This is a genomic window from Pararhodobacter sp. (assembly GCF_034676545.1).
Classification (GTDB): Bacteria; Pseudomonadota; Alphaproteobacteria; order Rhodobacterales; family Rhodobacteraceae; genus Pararhodobacter.
Map to the genome: position 1 here is coordinate 21,967 of NZ_JAUCBZ010000010.1, position 23,024 is coordinate 44,990.

Consider the following 23,024-nt stretch of genomic DNA (forward strand, 5'->3'; position numbering starts at 1 on the left):
GACGAAAAAAGCATCAGTGCATGTGGAGACGAGCACGACGAAAGCGCCGCAGGCGCGAGCGTGCTGCGACGTATCAAGCGAAAAAATGAAAGATTTGTGGCGGACTTGCTACAATTAAAATGCCGGGGGCGTCTCCGACGGCGTGTAGGGCACTTTACCGTCGCCATAGAACCGCTTTCGTGTGGCGTCGGCAACCCGCTTGCACAACACGTCGTCAAGCGTGTCCCGATCCGTTTGACATTGTTGACGTAGCTCCTTCAAGCGACCGGGATTGGAGGCCAGTTCCTTAACGGTGAGAATGTCTGTCTGTTCGGGTGTTTCAGGCTGTCCGCAGGCCGTCAACGCCAGAACCAGCACGAATGGCAGGGTAGGTTTCACGGCTCGATGACCTCCATGCTGTCGATAGGAGTCAGTTGCGCAAGTTTGCCATTTCCCGAGTCATCGATGGCCCGTACCCGGCTGATGAATCGAGACAGGGTTTCAGATGGTTCATTACCCGGATACAGCAGGTAGGTCGTAATCGGCGGCGAACGTCCGGCGAGCGGGCGTGCTACCACGCCCACCTCGCGGCTAGCACTAATATGCTCGGCATCGGCCAGCCCCAAGGCGAAGCCCGCTGATACCAAGGTCATCATCAAGTCGCATGATGCCACTCGCTCCGCGACCATGGGCTCCATGTCCACCTTGCGTAACACGCGCTCAACCTGCCTAGCAAAGCCTTCGCATGCCCGAGGATCACAGAGTACCAAGGGATAACGCAGCACATCTTTCAAAGGGATGCGTTTGTGGGTCAGCAGAGGATGTCGCGCAGGTACTGCCACCATGAGCGCGTCGCTCCAAGCCGGCGTGACGACAATACCGTCTCCGACTTCGTCGGACTGGGCAAAGCCAATATCATACAGATCATCATGCAGCCCCTTGATCTGTTGTAGCAGCGGCACCTCAAACAGCCGGATATCGACTTCTGGTTCGTCCTGGCGGCACATAGCCAGCAGGGAAGACAGGCGTGACGGCGTGATGCCGTCCGACAGGGCAATGCGTAGTTGGCCGCGAAAACCATTCGCCGCCGCTGAGACGCTGCCCCGGGCTTGTTGCAAGGCGGTGAAAACACGCGGCACGTGTTCCAGGAACAGCTTGCCCGCCCGGGTCAATCGTGTGTTTCGTGTGGTGCGTGCAAATAGCATCACGCCCAACTCTTGTTCCAGTTCCTTGATGGCTCGCGACAGCGGCGACTGTTCAATATGCAGTCGTTCGGCCGCACGAGCGAAGTGAAGTTCTTCAGCGACAGCCAAGAAACACCGCAGATGACGAAGTTCCACTGAGTACTATCTCCTCACGTAATAGCGCTCTCAAGGCAGAAGCTGCAAGAGCAGGTCACATTGTGCTGAATACGCTGGTATTCGTTGCTCAGCACTCCTAAATACTGACCTTCCCGCTGAAAGCGCCTGACCGCGACGTTGATGCTTATCACAACTAGAAATTGGCGTCGGCGACACTTTCTTGACGGTCTATAGCGATCTTTACATGCCGAAAAATCAATACACTCACAACCCGGCCAGTCGGTAACCCACCTGTAACTCAGTGATCAGGTGCTCAGGTTGCGTTGGATCATCCTCGAGCTTGTGGCGCAGGTTGGCCATGTGTACGCGCAAGTAATGAGCTCGATCGACGTATGCCGGTCCCCACACTTCGTGTAGTAACTGGCGATGCGTAAGAACACGACCCTGGCCGCGGATCAGCGCTGACAGCAAGCGGAATTCAATGGGCGTCAGGTGGACGACGTCGCCGCGCTTTTGGACTTCGTAGCTGGCAAGATCCACGCTGATTTCACCGAACATCACCGTGCTTGCGCCCGACGCGGCGTCGGCTTGTGCGCGTCGCCGCAGTTGCGCGCGTACCCGTGCGAGGAGTTCGGGTACTCCGAACGGTTTGACCAGATAATCGTCGGCGCCAGCATCCAGGGCAGCGACCTTTTCCTCTTCGCGCTCACGCGCGGACAGCACCATGACAGGTAATGCAGACCAGCTACGCACTTGTGCGATAAAAACCTTGCCGTCCTCGTCGGGCAGGCCAAGGTCGACGATGACCAGGTCGGGCTGCCGGGTGGATACCTCGATGAGTGCACGTTTGCTGGTTTCGGCCTCGAACACCTCGAAGCCTTCGTCCTGCAGTGCCGCTCGCACAAAGCGCCGGATATTGGCGTCGTCTTCGACTAGAAGAATGCGTGCTGTGCTCATGCTGAATCCATCTCCGGCTGTGGTGACGCTGGCAACGTAATAACAAAAACCGCGCCCTTCGGAGATCGTTGCCGTGCTTCGATCGTTGCGCCGTGTGCTTCCACGATATGACGCACAAGCGCCAATCCCAAGCCCGCGCCGCCCGTCGCGGACTCCGGACGCCCTTGCTCGAATGGATTGAATAGCTTGTCCGCTCCTGCTTGCGGCAACCCCGGTCCGTCATCGCTGACTTCGACAAGCACGTTATCCCCCACGTGGCGTGCACGAATATCGATAGGCGTGCCTGCGGGCGTGTGTTTAGCCGCATTGTCCAGCAGGTTCACCAGAACACGCTGCATCAGCAGCGCGTCCACATGGAGCAATGGCAAATCCGCAGGAACTTCGACGCTCACTGGATGCTCGCGCAGCGGCTCACACAAGTCATGCAGCGCAACACCAAGAATTTCCTCCAGGGACTGCCACTGCCGGTTGAGTTCGACGCCTTGTGACTGTAGGCGTGCCATATCCAGTAGGTTCTCGATCAGGCGTAACATCTGCTTGGCCTGATCAGCAATGGAGGTGACAAGCGTTTCGGTGCTCTCACCATGCAACTGCATCGCGGCAGTTTGCGCAGCACCGAGAATGGTAGTAAGCGGCGTGCGCAGGTCATGCGACATGGCCGAAAGCAACGTATTGCGCATGCGCTCGCCTTCGATGGCCACCAGCGTGTTCTGGGCCACCTCGACGAAATGCACCCGTTCCAGGGCCAATGCCAGCTGATTGCAGCAGCCTTCCAGAAGGCGCTGTTCCTCCGGTTGATCCAGAGCCGCGGTATCCTCGAATTCAAGTGCCAGCACGCCGCGCACGCGCATGGGCGCCTTCAGCGGCACATAGCGTGCACCTGCCGCCGACAGTGTTGCCGTGCCGGCACCGGCAGGCTGGGCATGGTCATAAACCCATTGCGCGATACTCTCATCGATCAGAATTTCGTTGCGCTTGACGGCCCGCATACGATCGGCGGCATCCGGCAGGGCCAACCCGATACCGGCCCGGAAATCACCCTTGAAGCTCTTCAGGGCGATCTCCTCAATCCGTTCGGCGGTTAGCGCACCGGAAAGATCGTGCGACAATTTCGCCAGCGTAATGGCGCGACGTTCACGCTGGCGCGCCATACGGGCCTCGTGACGGAAGCGTGCGGTAAGCTGCCCAATCACCAAGGCCACACCAAGCATCAATGCGAAGGTAAAAATGAACTGCACGTCGCTCACGGCCATCGATACCAGCGGCGGCACGAAGAAAAAATCGAAGCAGGCCACGGCCAGGAATGCGGCCCACGCCCCCGGGCCGCGCCCCCAGCGCAGTGCCACGATCACCACGGTGAGCAGGAACAGCATCACGACGTTCGAGGGATCGAATACGCGCAACAACAACCAGGCCACCGCACTCGCCACCAGGCATGCAAGAGTCGCCCACAAATACGGCACCCAGCGAATACGTCTCGGGGCAGCCTTGGGTTTCGCGGTCTCCGAGTTCGGCTGGGGCCCGCGGGCGATCACGATCAGATCCAACTCCGGATGCTGGTGAGCGATGCGATTGGCGGTGGCGTGACGCCAGAATCGCCATAACGGCCGCAGACGATGACCGAGGATCACTCGGTTGATGTTGCGCTGTTTCGCAAACGAGACCAGCTCATCGGCCACGTCCGTGCCCGGTAGGGTGGTCGTCTCGGCCCCCAGGCTGGCAGCGAGTGTCAATGCTTTGGCCACTCGGTGAGCGGCGCGTTCGTCACGCTGCTGTTTGGGAACATCCACGTACGCGACGATCCAGTCTGCCTCGAGCTTGCGTGCTAGTTGCGCGGCATGCTGCACGAGGTGCTCATCTTCCGCAGTACCGGAAAGCCCGACTAGAAGACGCTCGCGTGTGGGCCACACCGCTTCAATAGCGCGCGTACGCCGGTAATCGCTCATTTGCGCGTCGACGCGATCAGCAGCGCGGCGCAACGCGAGCTCACGCAAGGCGATCAGGTTACCCTTGCGAAAGAAATGTGCCCGCGCCCGTTGTGCAGCGTCAGGCATGTAGACCTTGCCTTCGGCGAGGCGTTTCAGCAGCTCGTCGGCGGGCAAGTCGATCACCACCACGTCATCGGCCTGATTGAACACGTGATCGGGAACGGTCTCGCGCACCCGGATACCAGTAATGCGACCAACCGTGTCATTGAGGCTGGCCAGATGCTGCACATTGAGCGTGCTCAGCACGTTGATGCCAGCCGCCAGCAATTCCTCCACATCCTGCCAACGCTTGCTGTGGCGGCTGCCCTCGAGGTTGCTGTGGGCCAGTTCGTCTACGGCGATCAGGTCTGGGTGTGCGGCCAGCGCGGCATCCAGATCGAATTCGCGCAGCGTTCGGCCTCGATACTCGACCTCTCGCATGGGCAATCGGGGAAGACCATCCACCAATTGCATGGTCGCGGTACGCCCATGCGTTTCGGCCACGCCCACAAGGATGTGTTCACCGTCATCATGCAGCTGATGCAGCGACTGCAACATCGCGTAGGTCTTGCCTACCCCCGGGCAGGCGCCGAAGAAAATTTTCAGTTTTCCACGTGCGGCCTGCTGTTCGGCATCCGTGATGCCCGCCAGCAGTTGGTCGGGGTTCGGGCGCGTCTCGCTCATCATGGCCAATTATGTCCCTCACCGTATTGCATGTCCTCCGGCGTCAAACCTGGCATGGTTGCATCGCCAGTATCCTTGCCTGCCCCATTTGCATCCAGATCCACGCTATGGATCCTGCCGGGCGTAACATGGCCAACCGACATGATCACATGAATATTGGGCAAGCAGCCACTTCCCTTGGAAACAGGCTTGTTGTAGAGTGCGAGCGTGATCGCTGAAGGCCACCTTCGAGAGCGACACGATGCATCGACATTCTGGTCAATCAATACATTGTAATTCAGTTTTTTTCCCTGGCCCGAACTGCGCACTGATCGCGATTTCCATCGGTTTCTATCTATTGTGGCGAGCGGTGAAGATGACGCACCTTCGCATTCAGTAGGATGCTCGCCATGCCACGCCCCTCGGGCTTTTGGGCAGATTCGGCGACCGGGGATGCCGCCCATACCACCCTGCAACACTGAGTGTCCATAAGTCTGGCTGAGGCCTCGAAACAGATAATCGTTGCCCGCAGCTACGTTGCCGATTATCTGCGCGTCGTCATCTGTCCTATCTTGCGCCAGCACAGGTTCTGTGACCAGAACTAAAGGCAATGCCATGAGACGTTTGCGCAAACAGTTCATGATGACTTTCCTCAAACGAGATGTAGCGCGGTGAGTGCCATGTCAATGAGTTTGATGCCGATGAACGGCGTGATCAGCCCACCCAGCCCGTAAATGAGCAAATTGCGACGTAACAACGCCGCGGCACCTACCGGCCGATACTTCACGCCCTTGAGCGCCAGCGGTATCAACACCAGGATGATCAATGCATTGAAGATCACCGCCGACAGGATCGCCGACGAGGGACTGGTAAGCCCCATGATGTTGAGCGCGGCCAACGCAGGGTAGGTGGCCATGAACATCGCCGGCAGGATCGCGAAATACTTGGCTACGTCATTGGCGATGCTGAACGTCGTCAACGAGCCGCGTGTCATCAGCAACTGCTTGCCGGTCTCGACCACCTCGACCAGCTTAGTCGGGTTGGAGTCCAGATCGACCATGTTGCCGGCCTCCTTGGCCGCCTGGGTGCCGGAGTTCATGGCAACCGCCACGTCCGCCTGGGCCAATGCCGGCGCATCGTTGGTGCCGTCGCCGGTCATCGCCACCAGATGCCCTTGCGCCTGATAGTCGCGAATCAACTTCAGCTTTGCTTCGGGAGTCGCTTCGGCCACAAAGTCATCGACGCCGGCTTCCGCAGCGATGGCAGCGGCGGTGAGCCGGTTGTCGCCGGTGACCATCACGGTCTTGATGCCCATGCGACGCAGTTGCGCAAAGCGCTCGCGGATGCCGCCTTTGACGATGTCCTTCAGTTCGACCACACCCAGCACATGGGTGCCATCGGCGACCACCAACGGCGTGCCGCCCTTGCTGGCGATCTGCTCGACAATCTTCTGCGCCGCACCGGGCATCGTGCCACCTGCGCCTTGGACGAATTCCTGGATCGCACCGGCGGCACCCTTGCGAATGCGCCGCTCTCCAATATCCACACCGCTCATCCGTGTTTGCGCGGAAAATGCGATGAATTGCATGTCGCGTAATTCGTGCTCACGCAGACCCTGCTGCTTCTTGGCCAGCACCACGATGGAGCGGCCTTCCGGTGTCTCGTCGGCCAATGAAGCGAGTTGCGCGGCTTCGGCCAACGCTCGTTCATCCACGCCCGGCGCCGGATGGAACGCGGTCGCTTCCCGGTTGCCCAGCGTGATGGTACCGGTCTTGTCCAGCAGCAGTACGTCGGCGTCGCCAGCAGCCTCGATCGCGCGGCCCGAGGTGGCGATGATATTGGCCTGCATCATGCGGCTCATCCCCGCCACACCGATGGCAGACAGGAGGGCCGCGATCGTGGTCGGCATCAGGCACACCAGCAATGCAGCCAAAACCGTGACGCCGACCACTCCGCCCTCAGCGCTGGCGGTCGCGGCGTAGTGCGAAAACGGCCACAGAGTGACCACCACCACCAGAAACACGATGGTCAAGCCCACCAGCAGGATGGTCAACGCGATCTCGTTGGGCGTTTTGTGCCGCTTGGCGCCTTCGACCAGGGAGATCATGCGATCCAGGAACGACTCGCCGGGATTGGCCGTGATGCGCACGATCAGCCAGTCCGACAGTACTCGCGTGCCACCGGTCACCGACGAGGTGTCCCCGCCGGATGCGCGAATGACCGGGGCCGACTCGCCCGTGATGGCGCTTTCGTCGACCGACGCCGCGCCTTCGATTACTTCGCCATCGGCCGGGATGGTGTCGCCGGCTTCTACCAGCACCACCTTGCCGCAGCTCAGTTCATTGCTGGGCACCGAGATGCACGGCGCATCGAAGCGCGGCTCGGATAGCACCTTGGCGTAAATCTGCTGACGAGTGCTACGCAAGGCAGCGGCCTGCGCCTTGCCGCGGCCTTCCGCGAGGGCCTCGGCAAAGTTGGCAAACAGCACGGTGAACCAAAGCCCGAGGGCGATGGCCAACACGAACCAGGTGGATGCACTGCCGTATCCAAGCAGCGTCCGAACCCACATGGCCGTGATCAGAATGCTGCCGATGTAGACGACAAACATCACCGGGTTCTTCCACTGTATCCGCGGCGACAACTTGCGTATCGATTCACGGAGCGCGGGCTTCACCAGCACCGGATCGAATAGGGGTAAGGCGTTGCGATGAGTCGACATGATGGTTCCTCGAAATATGGACGCGAGCGACTACTTGCGCGACAGGGCGTCCAACGCCTGGTTGATCTTGAGTACGTTGACGCGCGGCTCACCGAACAGGCCCAATGGCCGAGGCGTCGTATCCGCGCTGACCAGTTCAAGCACACGCTTTGTCGTCAGGCCCCGGGTCTTCGCCACGCGAGCAGCCTGTAGACGGGCATTGGCCACGGAAATGTCGGGATCAAGGCCGGACGCCGAAGCGGTGACCGCGTCCACGGGCACCATGGTGTCGGCGGAAAGATCGTTGATCTTGCGGTAGCGCTTCACGCGTTCGGCGATGCGCTTAATCAACTCCGGGTTGGTGGGTCCGAGATTACTAGCGCCACTGGCCATCGCGTTATACGGGTAACCAGCCGTCGCGCTTGGCCGCGAGTGGAAATAACCGAGGCCGGTGAACTGCTGGCCTATCGGCCTGGCGCCGACGATTTTGCCGTTCTCTCGAATCAGGCTGCCGTGCGCCTGCCATGGGAACAGCACGTTGGCGACCCCCGTGGTGATCAGCGGGTAGACCAGACCCGTCAGCAGCATGAAGAACACGGCGGACACCAGCACAGGACGAAGTTGGCCCTTGAATGAAAATTGTTCGCTCATATCATTGCCTCAATAAGTGGATCCAGCCAGCATCTGGAAGTGCTCGACGATCGGGCCGAGTGCCAGCGCAGGGAAGAACGTCAAGCCACCGACGATCAGGACCACAACAACCAGCACGAGTGCGAAGGTTGGAGTGGCGGTATCGAGCGTCCCAGCACCGGCCGATGCCGTGCGTTTGGCTGCCAGCGAGCCGGCAACGGCCAACATCGGCAAGAGCGTCAGGTAGCGACCAAACAGCATGGCCAGCCCGATCGTGGTATTGAAGAACGGGTTGTCCGTGCCCAATCCGCAGAAGCAGGAGCCGTTATTGGCCGTACCGGACGCGTAGGCGTAGAGATACTCGGCGAAACCATGCGCCCCGGGATTGGTCAGATGGCTGGCCGTGCCGGGCCAGAGCACCGCGATGGCGGTAAAGCCGAGAATCGTGATCGGGTGCGCCAGCACCGCCAGCATGGTCAGCTTGACCTCACGCGCCTCGATCTTCTTGCCGAGAAGCTCCGGACTTCGGCCGATCATCATGCCGACCAGGAACACGGCAAGGATGGCGTACATCAGCAGGTTGATGAAGCCGACGCCATCGCCGCCCCACACCGTGTTCAGCATCATGCCCCAGAGCGTCACGCCACCCCCCACCGGGGTCAGCGAGTCGTGCATCGCGTTGACGGCGCCCGTAGTCGCAGATGTCGTGGTCACGGCGAACAGGCTGGTGCCGGCAATGCCGAAGCGCATCTCCTTGCCCACCATGTTGCCGCCCGGTTGCGTGGGCTCGATGGTCTGCTCGACACCCACTGCGGTCAGCAGCGGGTTGCCGTGCTGCTCTGCCGAAAAGAGGATCGTCAGGGAGCCGACGAACATCACCATGAACGCTGCGAAGAACACCCAGCCCTGACGTCGGCGCACCAACATCGAGCCGAAGGCATAAGTCAGCGCGGAGGGGATCAGCAACATGCTCAGGATATCCAGCACATTGGTCAAGGGGGTTGGATTCTCGAACGGATGCGCCGAGTTCATGGCGAAGAAGCCCCCGCCGTTGGTACCGATGTGCTTGATCGTCTCCAGGCTGGCCACCGGTCCGACGCGGATCGCTTGGTGAGCACCTTCAAGGGTGCTCGCCACTACTTTTGAATCCAGTATTTGCGGCACCCCCTGCCAGACATAGACCAGGGCGAGAAGAAAGCAGATCGGCAGCAACACCCGATAGATAACGCGGGTGAGATCGACCCAGAAGTTGCCGATGGTGCTGGTCGACTTCCGGCTCAGACCCCGGATGAAGGCCGCGCAAGCGGCAATACCGGTGGCCGCGCTGACCGTCATCAGGAACGTGATCACGGCCATCTGGCTGAAATTGGACAACGTTTCGCCGGAATAGCTCTGCCAGTTGGTGTTGGTGATGAACGACGCCGCCGTGTTGAACGCAAGGTCCGGCGACTGTGGCGCGAGGTCCAGGGGATTGAATGGCAGCAAGCCCTGGAAGCGCAGCAGCGCATAGCCGACCAGCATCATGGCGGCGTTCGACAGCACCAATGCCAGCGCATAGCCCTTCCAGCCGGATTCTTTATCTGGATCAATCCCAAACAGGCGGTAGGTCCACCGTTCGGGCAGAGCATGCCGTGTGCCGGTAAACGTTTTTGCCAGCCACATACCCATCGGGACCGCAAGAGTGGTCATGACGGCAAGGACGACAACGAACTTCAATATATCAATAGTCATGCCCGTACTCCGATTAGATCCGGTCCAGCGCGATCACGAAACACGTGAACGCCACGAAGCACACGAGAGCCAGTACCACGTAGGCCAAATCAAGCATTGAGAAACCCCTTTCATCGTGATCAGAACAAGCATTGGTGATCCGGTTGGCACCTAGAACTTTTCCGGACGAATCAATGCGTAAAACAGATATACGGCCAGCAAGACCGCGACAGCCAAGACAATCACTTCGACCAAAATCATTACCATCTCCTACGCATATATTGCGGGCGTTCGATCCCCGGCTGCTGTATATGAATCGGGACGCCACCAAGCCAAAGATCGTCTATAGCACCCCGTATCGGCCAAATAGACACACCCCGCACCGACCTCAACAGCCAACTCATGGTCATCTGAGCGATCTGCGCTCTGTTGAAACAGAACAGCAATACAGTAACGGTCTCGCCCATCGGACTTTTCGTCGAAATTAATAGTTGGTATCGTACGGAAGCGCGTGTAAGAACGGCGCAACGATTCCTCCGTTGCGTATCAAGACGGCATCAAGATCCGTATCAGGCTGCTCCTACGTGTACGGCAAAGGGACATACCGAGGCGTACACGTAATAGTTCATTAATACCGTTGACACCACTATCAAAGGCGATGGCCTAAAGAAACCAGGGTGCTAAGCAGCATTGCCAAATAAAACCCAGCGGGCCAATTTCTCCACTGCCCAGGTCGGAACCTGAACCTGCCTTAGGTCTTTCAATGGATTGTCTTTTTCCATCAGCCCAGACGTATCAACTCATTGAACAAGGCTTGAAGATACGGTCAAATCGAATGTAGAGATTTACCTTGCACTGTGCTGGAAAATCGATTGCGAACCTTCGGAAGTGCCGATGGTCGGCGATACCTTGCCATGCGACTATGCTGGCGCAATGGCGGTGAGCATGCAGATCATGCACCTGGACCGACATGGCACCGCTAATCCGGAACAAAAAGCGGTCACCATCAGTGACTTACGAAGAGTACTCATCAATGTCGCTTAAGCGCCCATACGCGTCGGCCACCTGCAGGCTATCAACATATTTTGCTCATCGTTGGCTGCGTTGACGCTCTTTGGAATGACTTTTTCATGATGTATGATCAAACTGACACTACAAAATCCTGATTATCGGGAAAGCCGATAAGCCTGAAGAACATATGAAGGATGTGCTTGATTTTCCATGCAGAAAACCAGTGACCTTTCCGAATGTCTTGTTCTAAACACAATCGCGGCAGCACGGGTATTGCTGCGGCACTATGACGCCAAATTGAAAGAGTTCGACGTCACAGCACAGCAATTTGCGCTCCTTGCTGCGGTTCGTCTTTACGAAGGGGAACCCGTCGCAACACTGGCTCAACGTGTCTTCCTGGATCGAACAAGCCTGACGAGGAACCTTGATCTTTTAGAACGTAAGGGCCTCGTCCGTCGTGCTTCCGGAACCGTTGGTAACGTACGTCTCTGTGAGCTTACTGAGAAGGGAAGTGCCTTGTTGGATCAGCTTTTACCGGAGTGGCAGTTATCCAAGTCTGGACTCATGGAAGGCATTTCTGAGCAGGACGCCGCAACATACCTGAGAGTTGCTAAGCACTTAGCACGATGAGAAGCCGTGAGAGGGGATTGTTCATTTTGCCTTTATCCAGTATAGTGTATATGCACAGTAGATGTGCGAACAGGAGTATTTATGCACGAACCTATTGTCGTAACGGGACTTGGCGCGGTATCCCCGCTTGGGGTGGGCATAACGACCAATTGGGAAAGATTGCTTGCGGGAAAAAGCGGCATTCGAACAAATAAACGCTTTGACACCGAAGGATGGAAATGCCAGATCGCGGGTTTGGTTCCCGATCACGTGGATGATCCAAAGGGCTTTGATCCCGAGTCAGCTATGGATCCCCCAGAACTTCGCAAGACCGATCTTTTCATTCACTACGCGATGGCGGCTGCACGAGAGGCGCTGAATCAAGCCGCCTGGCATCCAGAGCGTTCAGCGGATAGGGCTCGCACTGCCACGGTGATTGGGACAGGTGTTGGTGGTATTCCTGCAGTCACCGCCGCGAACGAAGTGATTGCTACCTCCGGCGTGCGTCGCCTGTCGCCGTTCCTCGTGCCCTCGTTCTTGCCCAACCTTGCAGCCGGACAAATATCCATTCATTTCGGCTTTCATGGGCCATCCGGTGCACCGGCCACGGCATGTGCGGCTTCAGCTCAGGCAATCGGCGATGCTATGCGTATGATCCGTGCCGGCGAGGCCGACATTGCCTTATGCGGCGGGACGGATGCATGCGTTGATCCCGTGGCGATTGGTGGATTTACGGCGGCCAGGGCTCTTTCTTTCAACTTCAACGATGCACCTGAAAGAGCTTCGCGCCCATTCGATTTGAATCACGATGGCTTTGTGCTCTCCGAGGGAGCAGCCATGCTGGTGATCGAGAAATTGAGCCACGCGCAGAAGCGCGGCGCACGTCCGCTGGCTGTGCTGTCCGGCTATGGGACTACAACCGATGCCCACCACGTCACAGCTGGATGGCCCGACGGACGTGAGGCAGCGCGTGCGATAAAAATCGCATTGGCAATGGCAGGCATCGACCCAGGCCTTATTGGCTACGTCAACGCCCATGCCACTTCGACCCCTGTTGGGGATGCTGCTGAACTGGCTGCGTTGGAAAGCGTTTTCGGCCCAGGTGCAGGCGCCATACCAGTTGGATCCACCAAGTCAGCGACAGGACACATGCTAGGCGCGGCTGGTGCCATCGAAGCTGCTTTTTCGGTGCTCGCGATCCAGCACGGCGTACTCCCTCCCAGCCTCAACATTGACGATCCGATGCCAGAAGCGAAAAATTTCAATTTGCTTTCCGGTGGCCCCCACTCAACCGCAGTTGATTATGCGCTGTCAAATGCATTCGGCTTTGGCGGTATCAACGCAGCGCTGGTGATCAGTCGATACAAATAAGATTTGTGACTGAACATGGACCTTCGCCATCTCCGCTGTTTTTAGCTATAGCCGAAGAACTTCACTTCGCACGCGCCGCTGAGCGGCCGCACATAGAGCAGTCGCCGCTGTCGCGAGCTATCAAGAAACCGGAGGAAGAGTTGGGTGTGTCACTGTTTGCGCGCACCACTCGCAGCACCCGGCTGACTCGCGCGGGCACCGTCCCCTTGCGCGAGAAAATTCAGCAGCGCCAAGTCGCTGAAACTGATGGCATGGTGTATGCCCAATTCGTCGTCAAGCTTGAGTTGCAGGCTGGCGTGGGCATGATGTAGCACCAAACAGAAGCCGAGATTCGTGTTCATCGAGGTTCGCTTCTGAGTTCGTCGTAACCGAGTTCGCCAACACAAAGGATTTCCTGGCGCCACAAGCTAACTAGCATTTCCAATTCTCGTGTGGCATTGAACGCTGGATCTTCGCTGGGTTTGACCATGTCGAGTACGTCGAAGAGAAAGTTGGCCTCACCGTGCTCAACCCAGTCCTGCGCAAGCCTCGCATTGCGATGCTGTCCATGCTGCAGTTCAAAAAGATGCCGGTTGAGTGTGCCCTGAACGTTAGTACTACCTGCAACCAACGCCCGGCCCGTGATCTGGTTACGAATCGCATACACGCCTGCTCGGGTTTTCGTCTCCAGATACTGTCGGTTCAGCGTCTTTTTGTTTGTCATCATCAGTCCTTTTTGTTACAAATGAGTTACGGCGTAAGCAATGACACTTCTCTCAGCGGCAGCGCGTAGCAGTAGTGTTCGTCCGTTAGTATTTAAGGAGCTGTAGGATACGCTACCGGTTGTTTTGTTTAAAGCTGTGACGGAAGCGGAATAATTTTCCATCACTCTCAGCATTAGGTATGACCGGGAGCCGATGCTCTTCCCCAAGCATCTTGCTGGCAGTGCCGCCTCCTCCATTGGTACGGCGGGATAACCTGCATTAGCAGCAGACGCGCTGACTGGCATGTGCTAAAGTAACAAGACTCGTTCCTCCCGAACGAGCAAATGAACCGAGGGGGCCCGGCTAGCGGGCTGAGATACTGCCAGGCGTTTTGCAACGCAGTGACCCTTTGAACCTGATCCGGGTCATACCGGCGAAGGGACGGGTATCCTTCTGCTCGCCGCTTGCTGCCGGATGGTTCTCCTTTGATGAAGGAACCGCCGTCGTGTCTTCCTCGACCAACGATCCTCCTGCCGTGGCTCGGCCAGTGGTGGCGACGCTTGCGGCCGTGGTTCGCGAGAACCGCATTCTCTTGATACGTCGCGCGCATCGGCCGGACGCGGGGCGATGGGCGTTTCCGGGCGGGAAGATCCGTTTCGGCGAGTCTGCCGCCGACGCAGCGCAACGCGAACTGCTCGAAGAAACCGGCGTTCAGGGCAAACCTGTACAGGTGTTCGATGCCGTCGATGTGTTCGACCGGCGGGCGGACGAAGGCGACGTGCTGCACCAGCACTACATCCTCATTGCCACGCTGTTCGACTGGTACGTCGGCGAGCCGTGTGGCGGCGATGACGCGCTGGACGCACGCTGGTTCGCCGATGCGGATCTCGATTCGACCGAATTGGCGCAGAGCTTCGACGTCGCCGCAGTGGCTCGCCACGCCTTTCGGCTCGCGCTATCGCTTCGCACGGGAGTCGACTCGTGATCGCTAACGTGCTGAGCATTGCTGGCACCGATCCCACAGGGGGCGCCGGCATCCAGGCAGACCTGAAGGCATTTCCCGCATTAGGTGCCTATGGCATGAGCGTCATCACGGCCGTGGTGGCGCAGAACACCCAGGGCGTGCGCAGTTTCGTAGCACTGGAGCCCAATTTCGTCGCCGACCAGATCGACGCGGTGTTCGATGATGTTCGGGTAGATGCAGTCAAGATCGGCATGGTGGCCAACGCGGGAATACGGCCGAGTTGGTCTTGATCACATGCATGAGTACTTCAACCACGTTCTCGCGTAAGGTGAAACCTTGACGAGTGTCTTGGCGAACAGTGCCGTATCGCGAATAATGTCCAGGCCTTCACTCGCCTCACGCCAGGTGCGGATACGGGCGAATTCGAGCATATCGAGCACGTCGAAGTAGCGGTAATGCTCAACAATGCGCTAGCGCTGGAAAAAGGTGGTGAAACTGTATTTGGCAAGCGCAGGCCCACCGAACAGGAGTTTTTCGCCAGTACCGAGCTCTCGCAGCCGCGCATCAATCCAACGCCAGGCATCGAGTGCCTGGGCCGTGAACTATCTTCATTCCGCGCCTCGCCCTGATTGCGCAGCAGTTTGTAAAGCAAAGGCACGAGTTTTCGCTGCCATAAGCGATAAGCAGACGCACAATGGCCCATTGATACGGGTGCGCGCTGCCAAGGGGCAATGCTCAGTATCCTTTCCGCTTGGAGAGCCAGCGTCATCCGACTGAGAGGCTACGCTGCCGCCCAATTTCCCAAGAAACACCTCCACCGCTACGTATCGTCGCGGCGATCTGCTGCCCCAGGCGCTGTTCAATCACCGGCTTCCATGGCGCCAAAGAGAAGCCCATGCCGTCATCAAGCATCGCATATCGCCCGCTGGCGAGCATGACGGAGCGCCGGTAGATTCCCGCCACGCGCTGGCCGTCTGTCATGGGCCGATGCTCCAGGCCGGTTTCGGCGACGATGTCCTGGGCGGTCTGCACTAGTTCACGATTACATAGCGTTGCCAATAGATTGCGGGCAAGAATCACGCGCTGCCCACGCCGCTCGGCCAGCCCCTGTTCCACCAGGAAATCGGCACGCTGCCGCAAGGCTTGCTTGGCGTCACCCCCGAAACCCACGTCCCTCAGTCCCTTGCCGCCGCCGATCAACTGCCGATCCAGCCAGGTCGCACCGATCACGCGGGCCTGCCGCTCAATAGGCAGGTGCGACTTCAACTCCACAGATACACCGCCCAAGCGCTGAGCGTCGTACTGGCGACCTCGTTTGGGCAAGTCACCTGGCACTTTCCATAGCCCTTCGGCCACACGCTCCACAATGCCGGCGCGGCGCAGTGCTTCCAGCCGACGAACATGAGTGGCCACAACCTCCTGTGGGTCACGGCCAGCCTTGGCTCGGCCTTGCTCAATCGCGAGGTGATGATCGGTGCGATATAGACCGTTGCTTGCTAGCTCCACGATGTTGCGGTCAGCAGCTCGAACGTCGGCAGAACCTTTCACTTCCACCACCGCGCCGATGGGATAGTTGGCAGGTTCGTCGCGGACATTGAGCGCAACGTAGTGGGCCTTACCGTCTACACCGTCGATCACCAGATAGCCCCGGTCGTGCAGTTCATCATCCAGCCCCTTGGCCGCTATGCGACCAACGATGGTGCGACCATCATCGGCCGGCTCGAACACAGCAAGTTCACGCTGTTGTCCGCTCATGGCCCGCTGCATGGTGCGGATAATGTCGCCACGCTCGCCCAAGGCGCGCAAGGTCTTCTCGGCGTCGGTGTGAACGGCCCAGATGCCGGGCTGCATTTCTTCGGCCAGTCCCAGACGCTGCAAGCATTGCAGGCGACCGATCAGCAGCGGACGCCGGCGTTGTAGTTTCGGCTCGTTGAAGCGTTTGATATGTACCCGGCCATCGCCGCTGATCTCCCGTTGCAGGGTGCGATCCAGGCTTGTCCATCGTTCCTGCTCTACCTCACGCTGCATAATTTGCTGAATCTCCAGCTCGGTGCGTAGCCCTAGCCATTCCGTCGCCAGTTCGGCGGCACGATGGCGGAAACCCTGCTCGATATAGTCGCCCGCGATGATAAGATCTTTTCCGGTATCGTCGCGTCCGCGCACGATCAGGTGGGTGTGGGGGTTGTCGGTATTCCAGTGATCCACCGCCACCCAATCCAAGCGCGTACCCAGGTCAGCCTCCAGGCGGTTCACCAGATGCCGGGTATAAGTGCGCAGGTCATCCAACTCAGCACCATCTTCGGGCGAGACGATGAAGCGGAAATGGTGCCGGTCATCAGCGCAGCGTTCCTTGAAGGCATCCAGATCGGTAACGTCCGCCTGCGGCCCATAGGCCCGACCCGGTTTGCCATCACGGCCCGCACCGTCGCGTTCGATGTAGCGCAGGTGTTTAGCAAGCGACTGCGGGCTGGCTTGGCGCTGATTGACCAGCAAGGTCTTGATGGTCACGCGCCGCGAGAATGGCGTCAGATTCGCGCCCGCGAAGCGCGCCGCCGTATGGCCGCGCCCAAGCCGTGAACCGGGTCGCTGGCCTGCTCGTGTGCCGTTGCCCCTGGCTGCGGAATGGCGCATGGAGGACTTGCCACCGCTAGCCTTGCCCGTCTGCTTGAGAACCCTCGAAACAAAACCCTGGCCTTGACCCTTACCCCGGTTTTTTGGCGCGCTGGGGCGCACCCGGAAATTGTCATCACGGTGGTCGGTCATGGCTGCGCTCCCTGCAATCTCTGACTGAAGTTGTGGCGTAGTCGGTCGTGCGAAGCACACGGACCACCCCATCTTAGTGCGGGCCGCGCGCCCCCAGCGGCACGGCGGCGAAGCCGCCTCGTGCCGTGCTACCCCCATGTGCAGACTGGCTTTGTGGGCGGCTCGGTGTCGCCCCCTTTTGTCTTGCCTTCCGCCTTTGCCTGTCGCTTTCGCTCCCGGCGTCGGCGGCCCGGTGACGCTGTGCTGCGAGCAGCCCGCGCACCGGCGAACGCGCCGATGGATGCGCCAGAGGCCGCAGGCCATGCGCGTTCGAGGCACGACGCCTGCACGTGGAACGGCTGCGCCGGAGGTTGCGCGGCGTGCAGTGTCCAATACACAGGATTGACATCCGCACGGCAGATGCGGCGACATGACGGCAACCCTAAGCAGGACACGCCTGATAGCACGATGACATGCAGCGCGACGTGCATTGAATCGGCGGCTTTCATGGCTGCACCTCATGCCAGACCGGGTGCGCGATGCCGATCACGGCGGCTGCGCTGACCGGGCCAAAATAACGGCTGTCGAATGAGGCGGGATTCGTGGCGCTCAACAAGAACAGTTCGCCCGCCATCAATGGCCGGCACTGCGGCCAGGATGGCAACGGACGGCCCAGCCGATCGGCAGGCAGCGCGGCGGCCACCGGCATGCCGTCGATGCGCACCTGACCGGCCACGATGCAGACGTGTTGCGGCGCGACCGCGCCCACACGCTTGAGCAGCGGAATGTGTGCAGGCAGATAGCCGCGCTGCGCGGCCAGTGCAGCGGCGTCGGCAGCCAATCGGGTCAGGACGATGCTGCCCACGGACAAGGAACGTGGCAATGAGGTGGCCCCTTGTTCAAGCGGCTGCACGCGATACCAGCCGACCGCCACACTGTCGGACGGGTTGTAGATCAGGCGCGGCAGCGGCGACACAAAAGCCTTCCAGGCCAGCGCCGCGAGGCCAACAGCGGCGAAACCCGCCAGCACGATGCGAGTGCGCAGTCGCAAACGAGGATGCGGCCCGGTTTCAGCGGCCTTATTGAACGTACCAACTGGCATCATGACAAGGCCCGCCCGGCCAGCCAGGCGGCGTGCCGCTCGGCGGTGTAGTCGGGCAAAGACTGACGCGCCGCCAGCCGATTGGCGAGCGTGCGCCAGTACGCGGGCGAGACGGCGGCGGGAGCGATGCTCAGTGACTCAATGGCATCCATGCGTTGCAGCACGGCGCGTACATTGGCATCGCCTTCAACGTGCAGCAACAGGCGTGCGCCCGGCTGCACGCCGGGGATGCGCTGCGCCGCGTCCAGCGGTGTGCAAGCCTGCATCACCATAAGCTGCCAGCGCACCGTGCCGTAATCGTTGGCCTGCCAGCGGATGCGGCATAGCACCGCGCCCGGCAGAAACACCGCCCAGCGCCGCCAGCGGTCCAGCCGCAGCGTGTGTGCCGGTTCACCAAAACGCAGGTAAAGATTGAAATGCGGCTCGATTGTGGCCAACGCCACCCGCGTCAGCGGTGCGCGGTTGGCGTGAAGGGCAAGCGCGGCGGAAGGAGGCAGTGACGCCGCCGTACCTGCGCAAGCGGTAGGCGAAACCAAGCTATTCATGGCGTGTCCTCTTTGCGACGTTCTGGGAATTCACGCTCCAGCAGACCGCGCAGCAGCTCGGCCATAGTCACGCCTTGCGTGAAGGCCGAGACCTTGATGCGCGCCCGCAGGGCAGAGGTAATGTCCAGCGTCAGGCGAGCGGTGTAGAGATCGCCTTTATTCAGCGCGTCGGCGTCGCCCTGGCGAATCCACGCTTCAGCGTGCGGATTCGCGGGCGGACGCGCACCAATGCCCACGCGCCTGGCCGTGCGTTTGCTGTTCGGTGGTGGCTTGGCTGTCATGTCGGCCACCGCAGCAGTTCATCGACCAGCGCGGTGATCTCACGCGCCGCCGCGCTATCAGGCGCCGTTTCGCGTGCCAACCGCCCGGCGGCCACGCTGTCGGCAAAGACGATCCGCTGGCGAACCTCGGCGCGCAGCGCCGGCAATGGCTGCTCGGCCAGCGCCCGACGGGCTTCGCGTCCGATCACCGTGGTACTGACCCGTCGGTTGATGACAAAGGCCGCTTGCAAAGCAGGTCGGAACACCTGGGCCTCGCGGATCAGCGCCACCATTTCAGCGCTGGCCCACAGGTCGTAAGGGCTGGGTTGCACAGGAACCAGCACGTAATCGGCTGCCAGCAGCGCGGAGCGCGCCAAGGCGGCGATTCTGGGTGGGCCATCAATGACCACGTGATCGGCCCGCCTGGCGAGTTCCGGCGCTTCCTGATGCAGTGTTTCGCGTGCCAGGCCCACGGCGCTGAACAACTTTGGCAAGCCTTGCTGGCTTCTGCGCTGTGTCCAGTCCAGGGATGAACCCTGCGGGTCGGCATCCAGCAGAATGACTTGCTGACGGCGCAGCGCGAGTTCTCCGGCGATGTGCGTGGCCAGCGTGGTCTTGCCCACCCCGCCTTTCTGATTGAGCAAGGCAACGATCATGGCGCAGCCCTCCGATCTGGAAAACCGGGCTGTTTTTGCCTTGCCAAACGGGTTTGGTTTTTCGGCTGATTACGTCCTCCAAGCTGCCGGGGATTTCCCTTTTCAGGGTCTATCCATCGTGGTGGCAGGCCTTTATCAATCGTTAGAGTAGTTAAGTTAGATAAGTTAAGGGGCGCGCAAACCCAGTGCAGGCACGGCTTTGCAGCCGATTGGCACGCCTGATAGCACGATAGTCCCACGCCCGATAGCACGATACCGGAGACGCCTGATAGCACGACACTATTCACAGGATACTCACAGCTTCTCCACAAACTTATCCCCGTGCCGTGGGCGGCACTGGTCGGAAGCTCAGCCGTTCGCGGCCTTCGGCCGGCAGCAGCTCGATCCCCAACACGTAGCCAGGCAGTGACTGCTTGGCCACCAGGGCGCGCAGGTCGCAGGCAAAGTCGGCGGGCTTGGCGGTACTGCCGGACTTCTGATGTAGGTAACGAAAATCGAAGCGCCAGCCCTCCGGCTGCTTGCCGCCGTGCTTGCGCACCAGCCGGTACAGCCAGCGTTCGATACCGCCAGTCAGCCGGAAGTACGCCGGGTCGATGGTCAGCACCAGGGCGGCATCGAGCACGCCCGCATAGAACCAGTCTGGCAAGATGAGTTCGATGCCCAGCGGCTTGCCGTCGGCGTCGGCCAACTCCTTCCATTCGTTGATCCACGAAAACCGATGCAGCCGCCGCCCCGTGGTTTCGCGGATGGACGTTGCCACGCTGGTCGATTGCAAGCGGTCGAGCGCCGCTTTCAGGCGCTGGTAGTCGCGCAAGGACGTACCGCGCCCGATAAAGCGCAGGATTTCGTAGGGTGTGGCGCGTATCCAGCGCGAAGGCGTGATGCCAGCATCGCGTGCCTGCACAATCTGCGACGCAGCCCAGATCAGGATGTCGGCATCCCAGATCGTGGCAATACCGTGCTCCTGAGTGCCTTCCACGCGGATGGTGACGTTCCCATTGCGAAAGTCGATGGGCGCAACGCGCCGCGACTTCGCCAGCGAAAAAAAGGGATAGGCCATCAGATCCTGAGCATCGCGCGGCGCCATGTCGCCGGGCAAGGCACGGAACAGGGCAAGCTGTTCCTGCTGCGGTCGCTGCGCGGCGGGCGATCGGGGCATGGTGATGGCCGACAGCGGGCAGACGATCAGCGACCGTCACGATAATCACCCGCATGGCGTTCGGCGTATTCCGGGTCGGACGTGGCCTCATAACTGCGCGCATCAGCCCAGGCATTCAGATCAGCCACGGCGTACATAACGCGCCGCCCGAATTTGCGAAACTTCGGGCCACCGCCGATCACGCGCTGCTTTTCCAGCGTGCGCGGCGACAACCGCAGGTAGTCGGCGGCTTCGTCATTGGTGAGGTAGCGTTGGGGCTGCGCGGGCGCAGTGGCGGGAACGGCGGCAGGCCGTAAGGGTGCTGGTCGCATGGGGTGAGCCTCCATCGGTTGAGAGCGCCCGGCCACATAGCAGGGCCGGATGCAGACAGTCTCAACCAAGTCGGGCGACCTGCTCAGGGACGTTTTGCAGGGGGTGAAGAACGTCCCTGTACCGGCGCGGGAAGCTGTGCCAGGCGGCGGTAGCCGCCGCGCATCAGCGTGTCGCCCCGGCGCACCAGGCGCCGCATGCGGGCGCGCAAAGCACCGTCGGCATGCCAATCTCGGGCCACTGTCTTGGAACCAAACAGCCCTTCGGCGATGTCGCGCAAAGATGCCCCCGCCAGGGTGGCATCGAGCGCCTGCAAGGTGTGCAGCTCCTGCAGGGCCGACAAGGCGGGCCGGGGCCGCACGACGGCAATGGGAATGGCGTTGCTGGCCAGGGCCAGCTTGCTCATTTCCAGCGTGAGCGCTTGTGCGTGCGCCAGAAGGTCGGCGCCGGCGCGCACGGCATAGACATAGGCCATGCCGTCGGCCAGACCAGGGGCGAGCGCAAGCCGCAGGCAGCCACCCGGCCAGCGCACCCGCAGCACCAGGCGCACGCCGTCGTGCATCAGGAATTTGTCTCCGGGGATGGGCCAGAGCGCGAACCGCTCAGCATCCGGCATGGGGTCGGCGTCCGGGTAAAGATGAACGCCATAAGAGTCGGGGAACCAAATAGGATGCGCGTCACGCGCATCCAGGGTGGGGTCTTCCAGCAGACGCAAGCCCCAATTTTGCGCCGCGTCTGGCCGCTGAAGACGATGCAACCAGTCGTGCCTGTACTCGGGATGACGGCGCAGGTATTCCCAGGCCAGTGCCGGGCCATCCAGATGCAGAACGTAGAGATACGCAGCAACCGGATGCCAGTGCTTGAGGCGCAAATCGACCATAAGGCAAACCCCCTTTCATCCAGCGGGGCCACCTCATCGCAAAATGCACACAACGCAGTTTCAATACGTTAATATCTGAATACCAATCGCATCAAATGAAACTGAAAATATCAAGCCCGATTGCGTCTTAACCGTTGCGCTGACAATCAGAATGCGACGATGGCTCCGCTGAAAAATCAGCAATCAGCGTCTATCACCCTGCCGCATATCCCGCAAAAGATCATGACTCTTTAAGTCTGGGCCGTCGCGTATTTGTGCAAGGCCCATGATTCAGACTCTGCTGGTCTTGACTATGACTGAAATAGTCTCAATGCGCCTTGATTAGATGGACTGCGTTGGATGGACTGCGCGTTTTGATCGCAGCCGTCGGCTTCAATCCGTGATGGAACCGTTTTCTTGCGCCAGGCGTACATATTCCGAGAGCGGACGCACAGCCTGGAAATAGCGGTCACGCATTACGGGCTGCTTGCGCGGGCCGACGATAGCCGCCAAGGCGGAAAGCTGCACCGTTCCCAGCTCCGGCATGCCTATCCCCAAGTCGATCAAGCCATAAGCCGTATCGCCATCCCTCGGGTCAAGGCTGACCAGTAGCCAGGTGGCATGGGCGTCCGGCGTGAAGATCCGCACCACGGGCAGCGGGTCGATGCGCTGGCCTGCGGCGCGTGCCTGACCGTGGGCGAGCAGTTGTGCGCGTTCGTCGTCGGTAATGAGTGGATGATTCACGTGTGTTCTGCCAAAGCGTAAAGCCGCCGATCTGTCTTTGTGCGTTCGCGTAAAGCCCCGAAAGCGGTTTTTCTCGAATCCGTAAAAGCGGGCAATCGTAATGCC

General features: G+C 60.0%; 25 protein-coding genes, 3 pseudogenes and 1 riboswitch. Of the genes and pseudogenes, 8 read left to right on the forward strand and 20 right to left on the reverse strand.

Annotated features, from left to right (window positions below; all coding sequences use genetic code 11):
- Nucleotides 1–114 precede the first annotated feature (114 nt).
- The 9 genes from VDQ28_RS01470 to kdpF all read right to left on the reverse strand — a co-directional run bounded on the left by VDQ28_RS01470 (nt 115) and on the right by kdpF (nt 10,172).
- Complete coding sequence (locus VDQ28_RS01470; protein WP_323034317.1) at nt 115–378, reverse strand: entry exclusion lipoprotein TrbK; 264 nt, start codon at nt 376–378, stop codon at nt 115–117.
- Nucleotides 375–1,319: a LysR family transcriptional regulator gene (locus VDQ28_RS01475; RefSeq protein ID WP_323034318.1), complete on the reverse strand. Its 945-nt coding sequence runs from the start codon at nt 1,317–1,319 to the stop codon at nt 375–377. The genes VDQ28_RS01470 and VDQ28_RS01475 overlap by 4 nt, the downstream gene beginning before the upstream one ends.
- 225 nt (nt 1,320–1,544) lie before the next feature.
- Entirely contained in the window at nt 1,545–2,237 is a 693-nt protein-coding gene (locus VDQ28_RS01480; RefSeq protein ID WP_323034319.1) for a response regulator, read from the reverse strand.
- A complete protein-coding gene (locus tag VDQ28_RS01485) occupies nt 2,234–4,891 on the reverse strand; it encodes a sensor histidine kinase KdpD (RefSeq protein ID WP_323034320.1) in 2,658 nt (885 codons plus the stop codon). Before VDQ28_RS01485 ends, VDQ28_RS01480 begins: the two co-directional genes overlap by 4 nt.
- Nucleotides 4,888–5,508 (reverse strand): hypothetical protein, encoded by a 621-nt coding sequence (locus tag VDQ28_RS01490; RefSeq protein WP_323034321.1) that lies wholly within the window; start codon nt 5,506–5,508, stop codon nt 4,888–4,890. The genes VDQ28_RS01485 and VDQ28_RS01490 overlap by 4 nt, the downstream gene beginning before the upstream one ends.
- Nucleotides 5,509–5,519: 11 nt before the next feature.
- Nucleotides 5,520–7,586, reverse strand: coding sequence for a potassium-transporting ATPase subunit KdpB (kdpB, locus tag VDQ28_RS01495; protein ID WP_323034322.1), 2,067 nt, complete (start codon nt 7,584–7,586; stop codon nt 5,520–5,522).
- Between the two features lie 30 nt (nt 7,587–7,616).
- Nucleotides 7,617–8,216, reverse strand: coding sequence for a potassium-transporting ATPase subunit KdpC (gene kdpC, locus VDQ28_RS01500; RefSeq protein WP_323034323.1), 600 nt, complete (start codon nt 8,214–8,216; stop codon nt 7,617–7,619).
- Between the two features lie 9 nt (nt 8,217–8,225).
- Nucleotides 8,226–9,926, reverse strand: a complete 1,701-nt coding sequence (gene kdpA, locus VDQ28_RS01505; protein ID WP_323034324.1) for a potassium-transporting ATPase subunit KdpA — start codon at nt 9,924–9,926, stop codon at nt 8,226–8,228.
- Nucleotides 9,927–10,076: 150 nt separating this feature from the next.
- Nucleotides 10,077–10,172, reverse strand: coding sequence for a K(+)-transporting ATPase subunit F (gene kdpF, locus VDQ28_RS22535; RefSeq protein ID WP_416349338.1), 96 nt, complete (start codon nt 10,170–10,172; stop codon nt 10,077–10,079).
- A gap of 573 nt (nt 10,173–10,745) precedes the next feature.
- Here kdpF and VDQ28_RS01510 point away from each other — a divergent pair.
- The 4 genes and pseudogenes from VDQ28_RS01510 to VDQ28_RS01525 form a co-directional block, all read left to right on the forward strand.
- Nucleotides 10,746–10,949, forward strand: a pseudogene (locus VDQ28_RS01510) (hypothetical protein); the annotation flags it as partial.
- Nucleotides 10,950–11,126: 177 nt separating this feature from the next.
- Nucleotides 11,127–11,546 carry a MarR family winged helix-turn-helix transcriptional regulator gene (locus VDQ28_RS01515; protein WP_323034325.1) on the forward strand — a complete coding sequence of 140 codons (420 nt, stop codon included), beginning with the start codon at nt 11,127–11,129 and terminating at the stop codon, nt 11,544–11,546.
- A gap of 81 nt (nt 11,547–11,627) precedes the next feature.
- Complete coding sequence (gene fabF, locus VDQ28_RS01520) at nt 11,628–12,896, forward strand: beta-ketoacyl-ACP synthase II (RefSeq protein WP_323034326.1); 1,269 nt, start codon at nt 11,628–11,630, stop codon at nt 12,894–12,896.
- Between the two features lie 15 nt (nt 12,897–12,911).
- Nucleotides 12,912–13,093: pseudogene (locus VDQ28_RS01525) on the forward strand (LysR family transcriptional regulator); the annotation flags it as partial.
- On the opposite strand, the gene VDQ28_RS01530 reads toward VDQ28_RS01525, so the two are convergent.
- Both VDQ28_RS01530 and VDQ28_RS01535 read right to left on the reverse strand, forming a co-directional pair.
- Nucleotides 13,046–13,237 carry a hypothetical protein gene (locus VDQ28_RS01530; protein ID WP_323034346.1) on the reverse strand — a complete coding sequence of 64 codons (192 nt, stop codon included), beginning with the start codon at nt 13,235–13,237 and terminating at the stop codon, nt 13,046–13,048. The pseudogene VDQ28_RS01525 and the gene VDQ28_RS01530 overlap by 48 nt on opposite strands.
- Nucleotides 13,234–13,599 carry a GIY-YIG nuclease family protein gene (locus tag VDQ28_RS01535; RefSeq protein WP_323034327.1) on the reverse strand — a complete coding sequence of 122 codons (366 nt, stop codon included), beginning with the start codon at nt 13,597–13,599 and terminating at the stop codon, nt 13,234–13,236. The genes VDQ28_RS01530 and VDQ28_RS01535 overlap by 4 nt, the downstream gene beginning before the upstream one ends.
- A 322-nt stretch (nt 13,600–13,921) precedes the next feature.
- Nucleotides 13,922–14,038, forward strand: a riboswitch (TPP riboswitch).
- A gap of 46 nt (nt 14,039–14,084) precedes the next feature.
- Between VDQ28_RS01535 and VDQ28_RS01540 the strand changes: the two genes are divergently transcribed.
- The 3 genes and pseudogenes from VDQ28_RS01540 (at nt 14,085) to VDQ28_RS01550 (ending at nt 15,172) form a co-directional block, all read left to right on the forward strand.
- A complete protein-coding gene (locus VDQ28_RS01540) occupies nt 14,085–14,564 on the forward strand; it encodes an NUDIX hydrolase (protein ID WP_323034328.1) in 480 nt (159 codons plus the stop codon).
- A pseudogene (locus VDQ28_RS01545) lies at nt 14,561–14,815 on the forward strand (bifunctional hydroxymethylpyrimidine kinase/phosphomethylpyrimidine kinase); the annotation flags it as partial. The gene VDQ28_RS01540 and the pseudogene VDQ28_RS01545, both read left to right, overlap by 4 nt.
- 183 nt (nt 14,816–14,998) lie before the next feature.
- Nucleotides 14,999–15,172 carry a hypothetical protein gene (locus VDQ28_RS01550; RefSeq protein WP_323034329.1) on the forward strand — a complete coding sequence of 58 codons (174 nt, stop codon included), beginning with the start codon at nt 14,999–15,001 and terminating at the stop codon, nt 15,170–15,172.
- Between the two features lie 136 nt (nt 15,173–15,308).
- On the opposite strand, the gene VDQ28_RS01555 is transcribed toward VDQ28_RS01550, so the two are convergent.
- From VDQ28_RS01555 to parA, 5 genes are all read right to left on the reverse strand, one after another.
- A complete protein-coding gene (locus VDQ28_RS01555; protein WP_323034330.1) occupies nt 15,309–17,306 on the reverse strand; it encodes a relaxase/mobilization nuclease and DUF3363 domain-containing protein in 1,998 nt (665 codons plus the stop codon).
- Between the two features lie 484 nt (nt 17,307–17,790).
- Nucleotides 17,791–18,390 carry a S26 family signal peptidase gene (locus VDQ28_RS01560; protein WP_416349339.1) on the reverse strand — a complete coding sequence of 200 codons (600 nt, stop codon included), beginning with the start codon at nt 18,388–18,390 and terminating at the stop codon, nt 17,791–17,793.
- A complete protein-coding gene (locus VDQ28_RS01565) occupies nt 18,387–18,932 on the reverse strand; it encodes a DUF2840 domain-containing protein (RefSeq protein WP_323034331.1) in 546 nt (181 codons plus the stop codon). The genes VDQ28_RS01560 and VDQ28_RS01565 overlap by 4 nt, the downstream gene beginning before the upstream one ends.
- Entirely contained in the window at nt 18,929–19,213 is a 285-nt protein-coding gene (locus VDQ28_RS01570) for a chromosome partitioning protein ParB (RefSeq protein WP_323034332.1), read from the reverse strand. The genes VDQ28_RS01565 and VDQ28_RS01570 overlap by 4 nt, the downstream gene beginning before the upstream one ends.
- Nucleotides 19,210–19,848, reverse strand: coding sequence for a ParA family partition ATPase (gene parA / locus VDQ28_RS01575; RefSeq protein ID WP_323034333.1), 639 nt, complete (start codon nt 19,846–19,848; stop codon nt 19,210–19,212). Before parA ends, VDQ28_RS01570 begins: the two co-directional genes overlap by 4 nt.
- Between parA and VDQ28_RS01580 the strand changes: the two genes are divergently transcribed.
- The gene (locus VDQ28_RS01580) at nt 19,847–19,999 is read left to right on the forward strand and encodes a hypothetical protein (RefSeq protein ID WP_323034334.1); all 153 of its coding nucleotides are present in this window, start codon (nt 19,847–19,849) and stop codon (nt 19,997–19,999) included. The genes parA and VDQ28_RS01580 overlap by 2 nt on opposite strands.
- A gap of 162 nt (nt 20,000–20,161) precedes the next feature.
- Here VDQ28_RS01580 and VDQ28_RS01585 read toward each other — a convergent pair whose 3' ends face one another.
- The 4 genes from VDQ28_RS01585 to VDQ28_RS01600 all read right to left on the reverse strand — a co-directional run bounded on the left by VDQ28_RS01585 (nt 20,162) and on the right by VDQ28_RS01600 (nt 22,919).
- Nucleotides 20,162–21,007 carry a replication initiator protein A gene (locus tag VDQ28_RS01585; RefSeq protein WP_323034335.1) on the reverse strand — a complete coding sequence of 282 codons (846 nt, stop codon included), beginning with the start codon at nt 21,005–21,007 and terminating at the stop codon, nt 20,162–20,164.
- Between the two features lie 26 nt (nt 21,008–21,033).
- On the reverse strand, nt 21,034–21,318 hold the full coding sequence (locus VDQ28_RS01590; protein ID WP_323034336.1) for a helix-turn-helix domain-containing protein: 285 nt from the start codon (nt 21,316–21,318) through the stop codon (nt 21,034–21,036).
- 83 nt (nt 21,319–21,401) lie between these two features.
- Entirely contained in the window at nt 21,402–22,196 is a 795-nt protein-coding gene (locus tag VDQ28_RS01595) for a DUF7011 domain-containing protein (RefSeq protein ID WP_323034337.1), read from the reverse strand.
- 372 nt (nt 22,197–22,568) lie between these two features.
- The gene (locus VDQ28_RS01600; protein ID WP_323034344.1) at nt 22,569–22,919 is read right to left on the reverse strand and encodes a DUF2958 domain-containing protein; all 351 of its coding nucleotides are present in this window, start codon (nt 22,917–22,919) and stop codon (nt 22,569–22,571) included.
- Between the last annotated feature and the right edge of the window lie 105 nt (nt 22,920–23,024).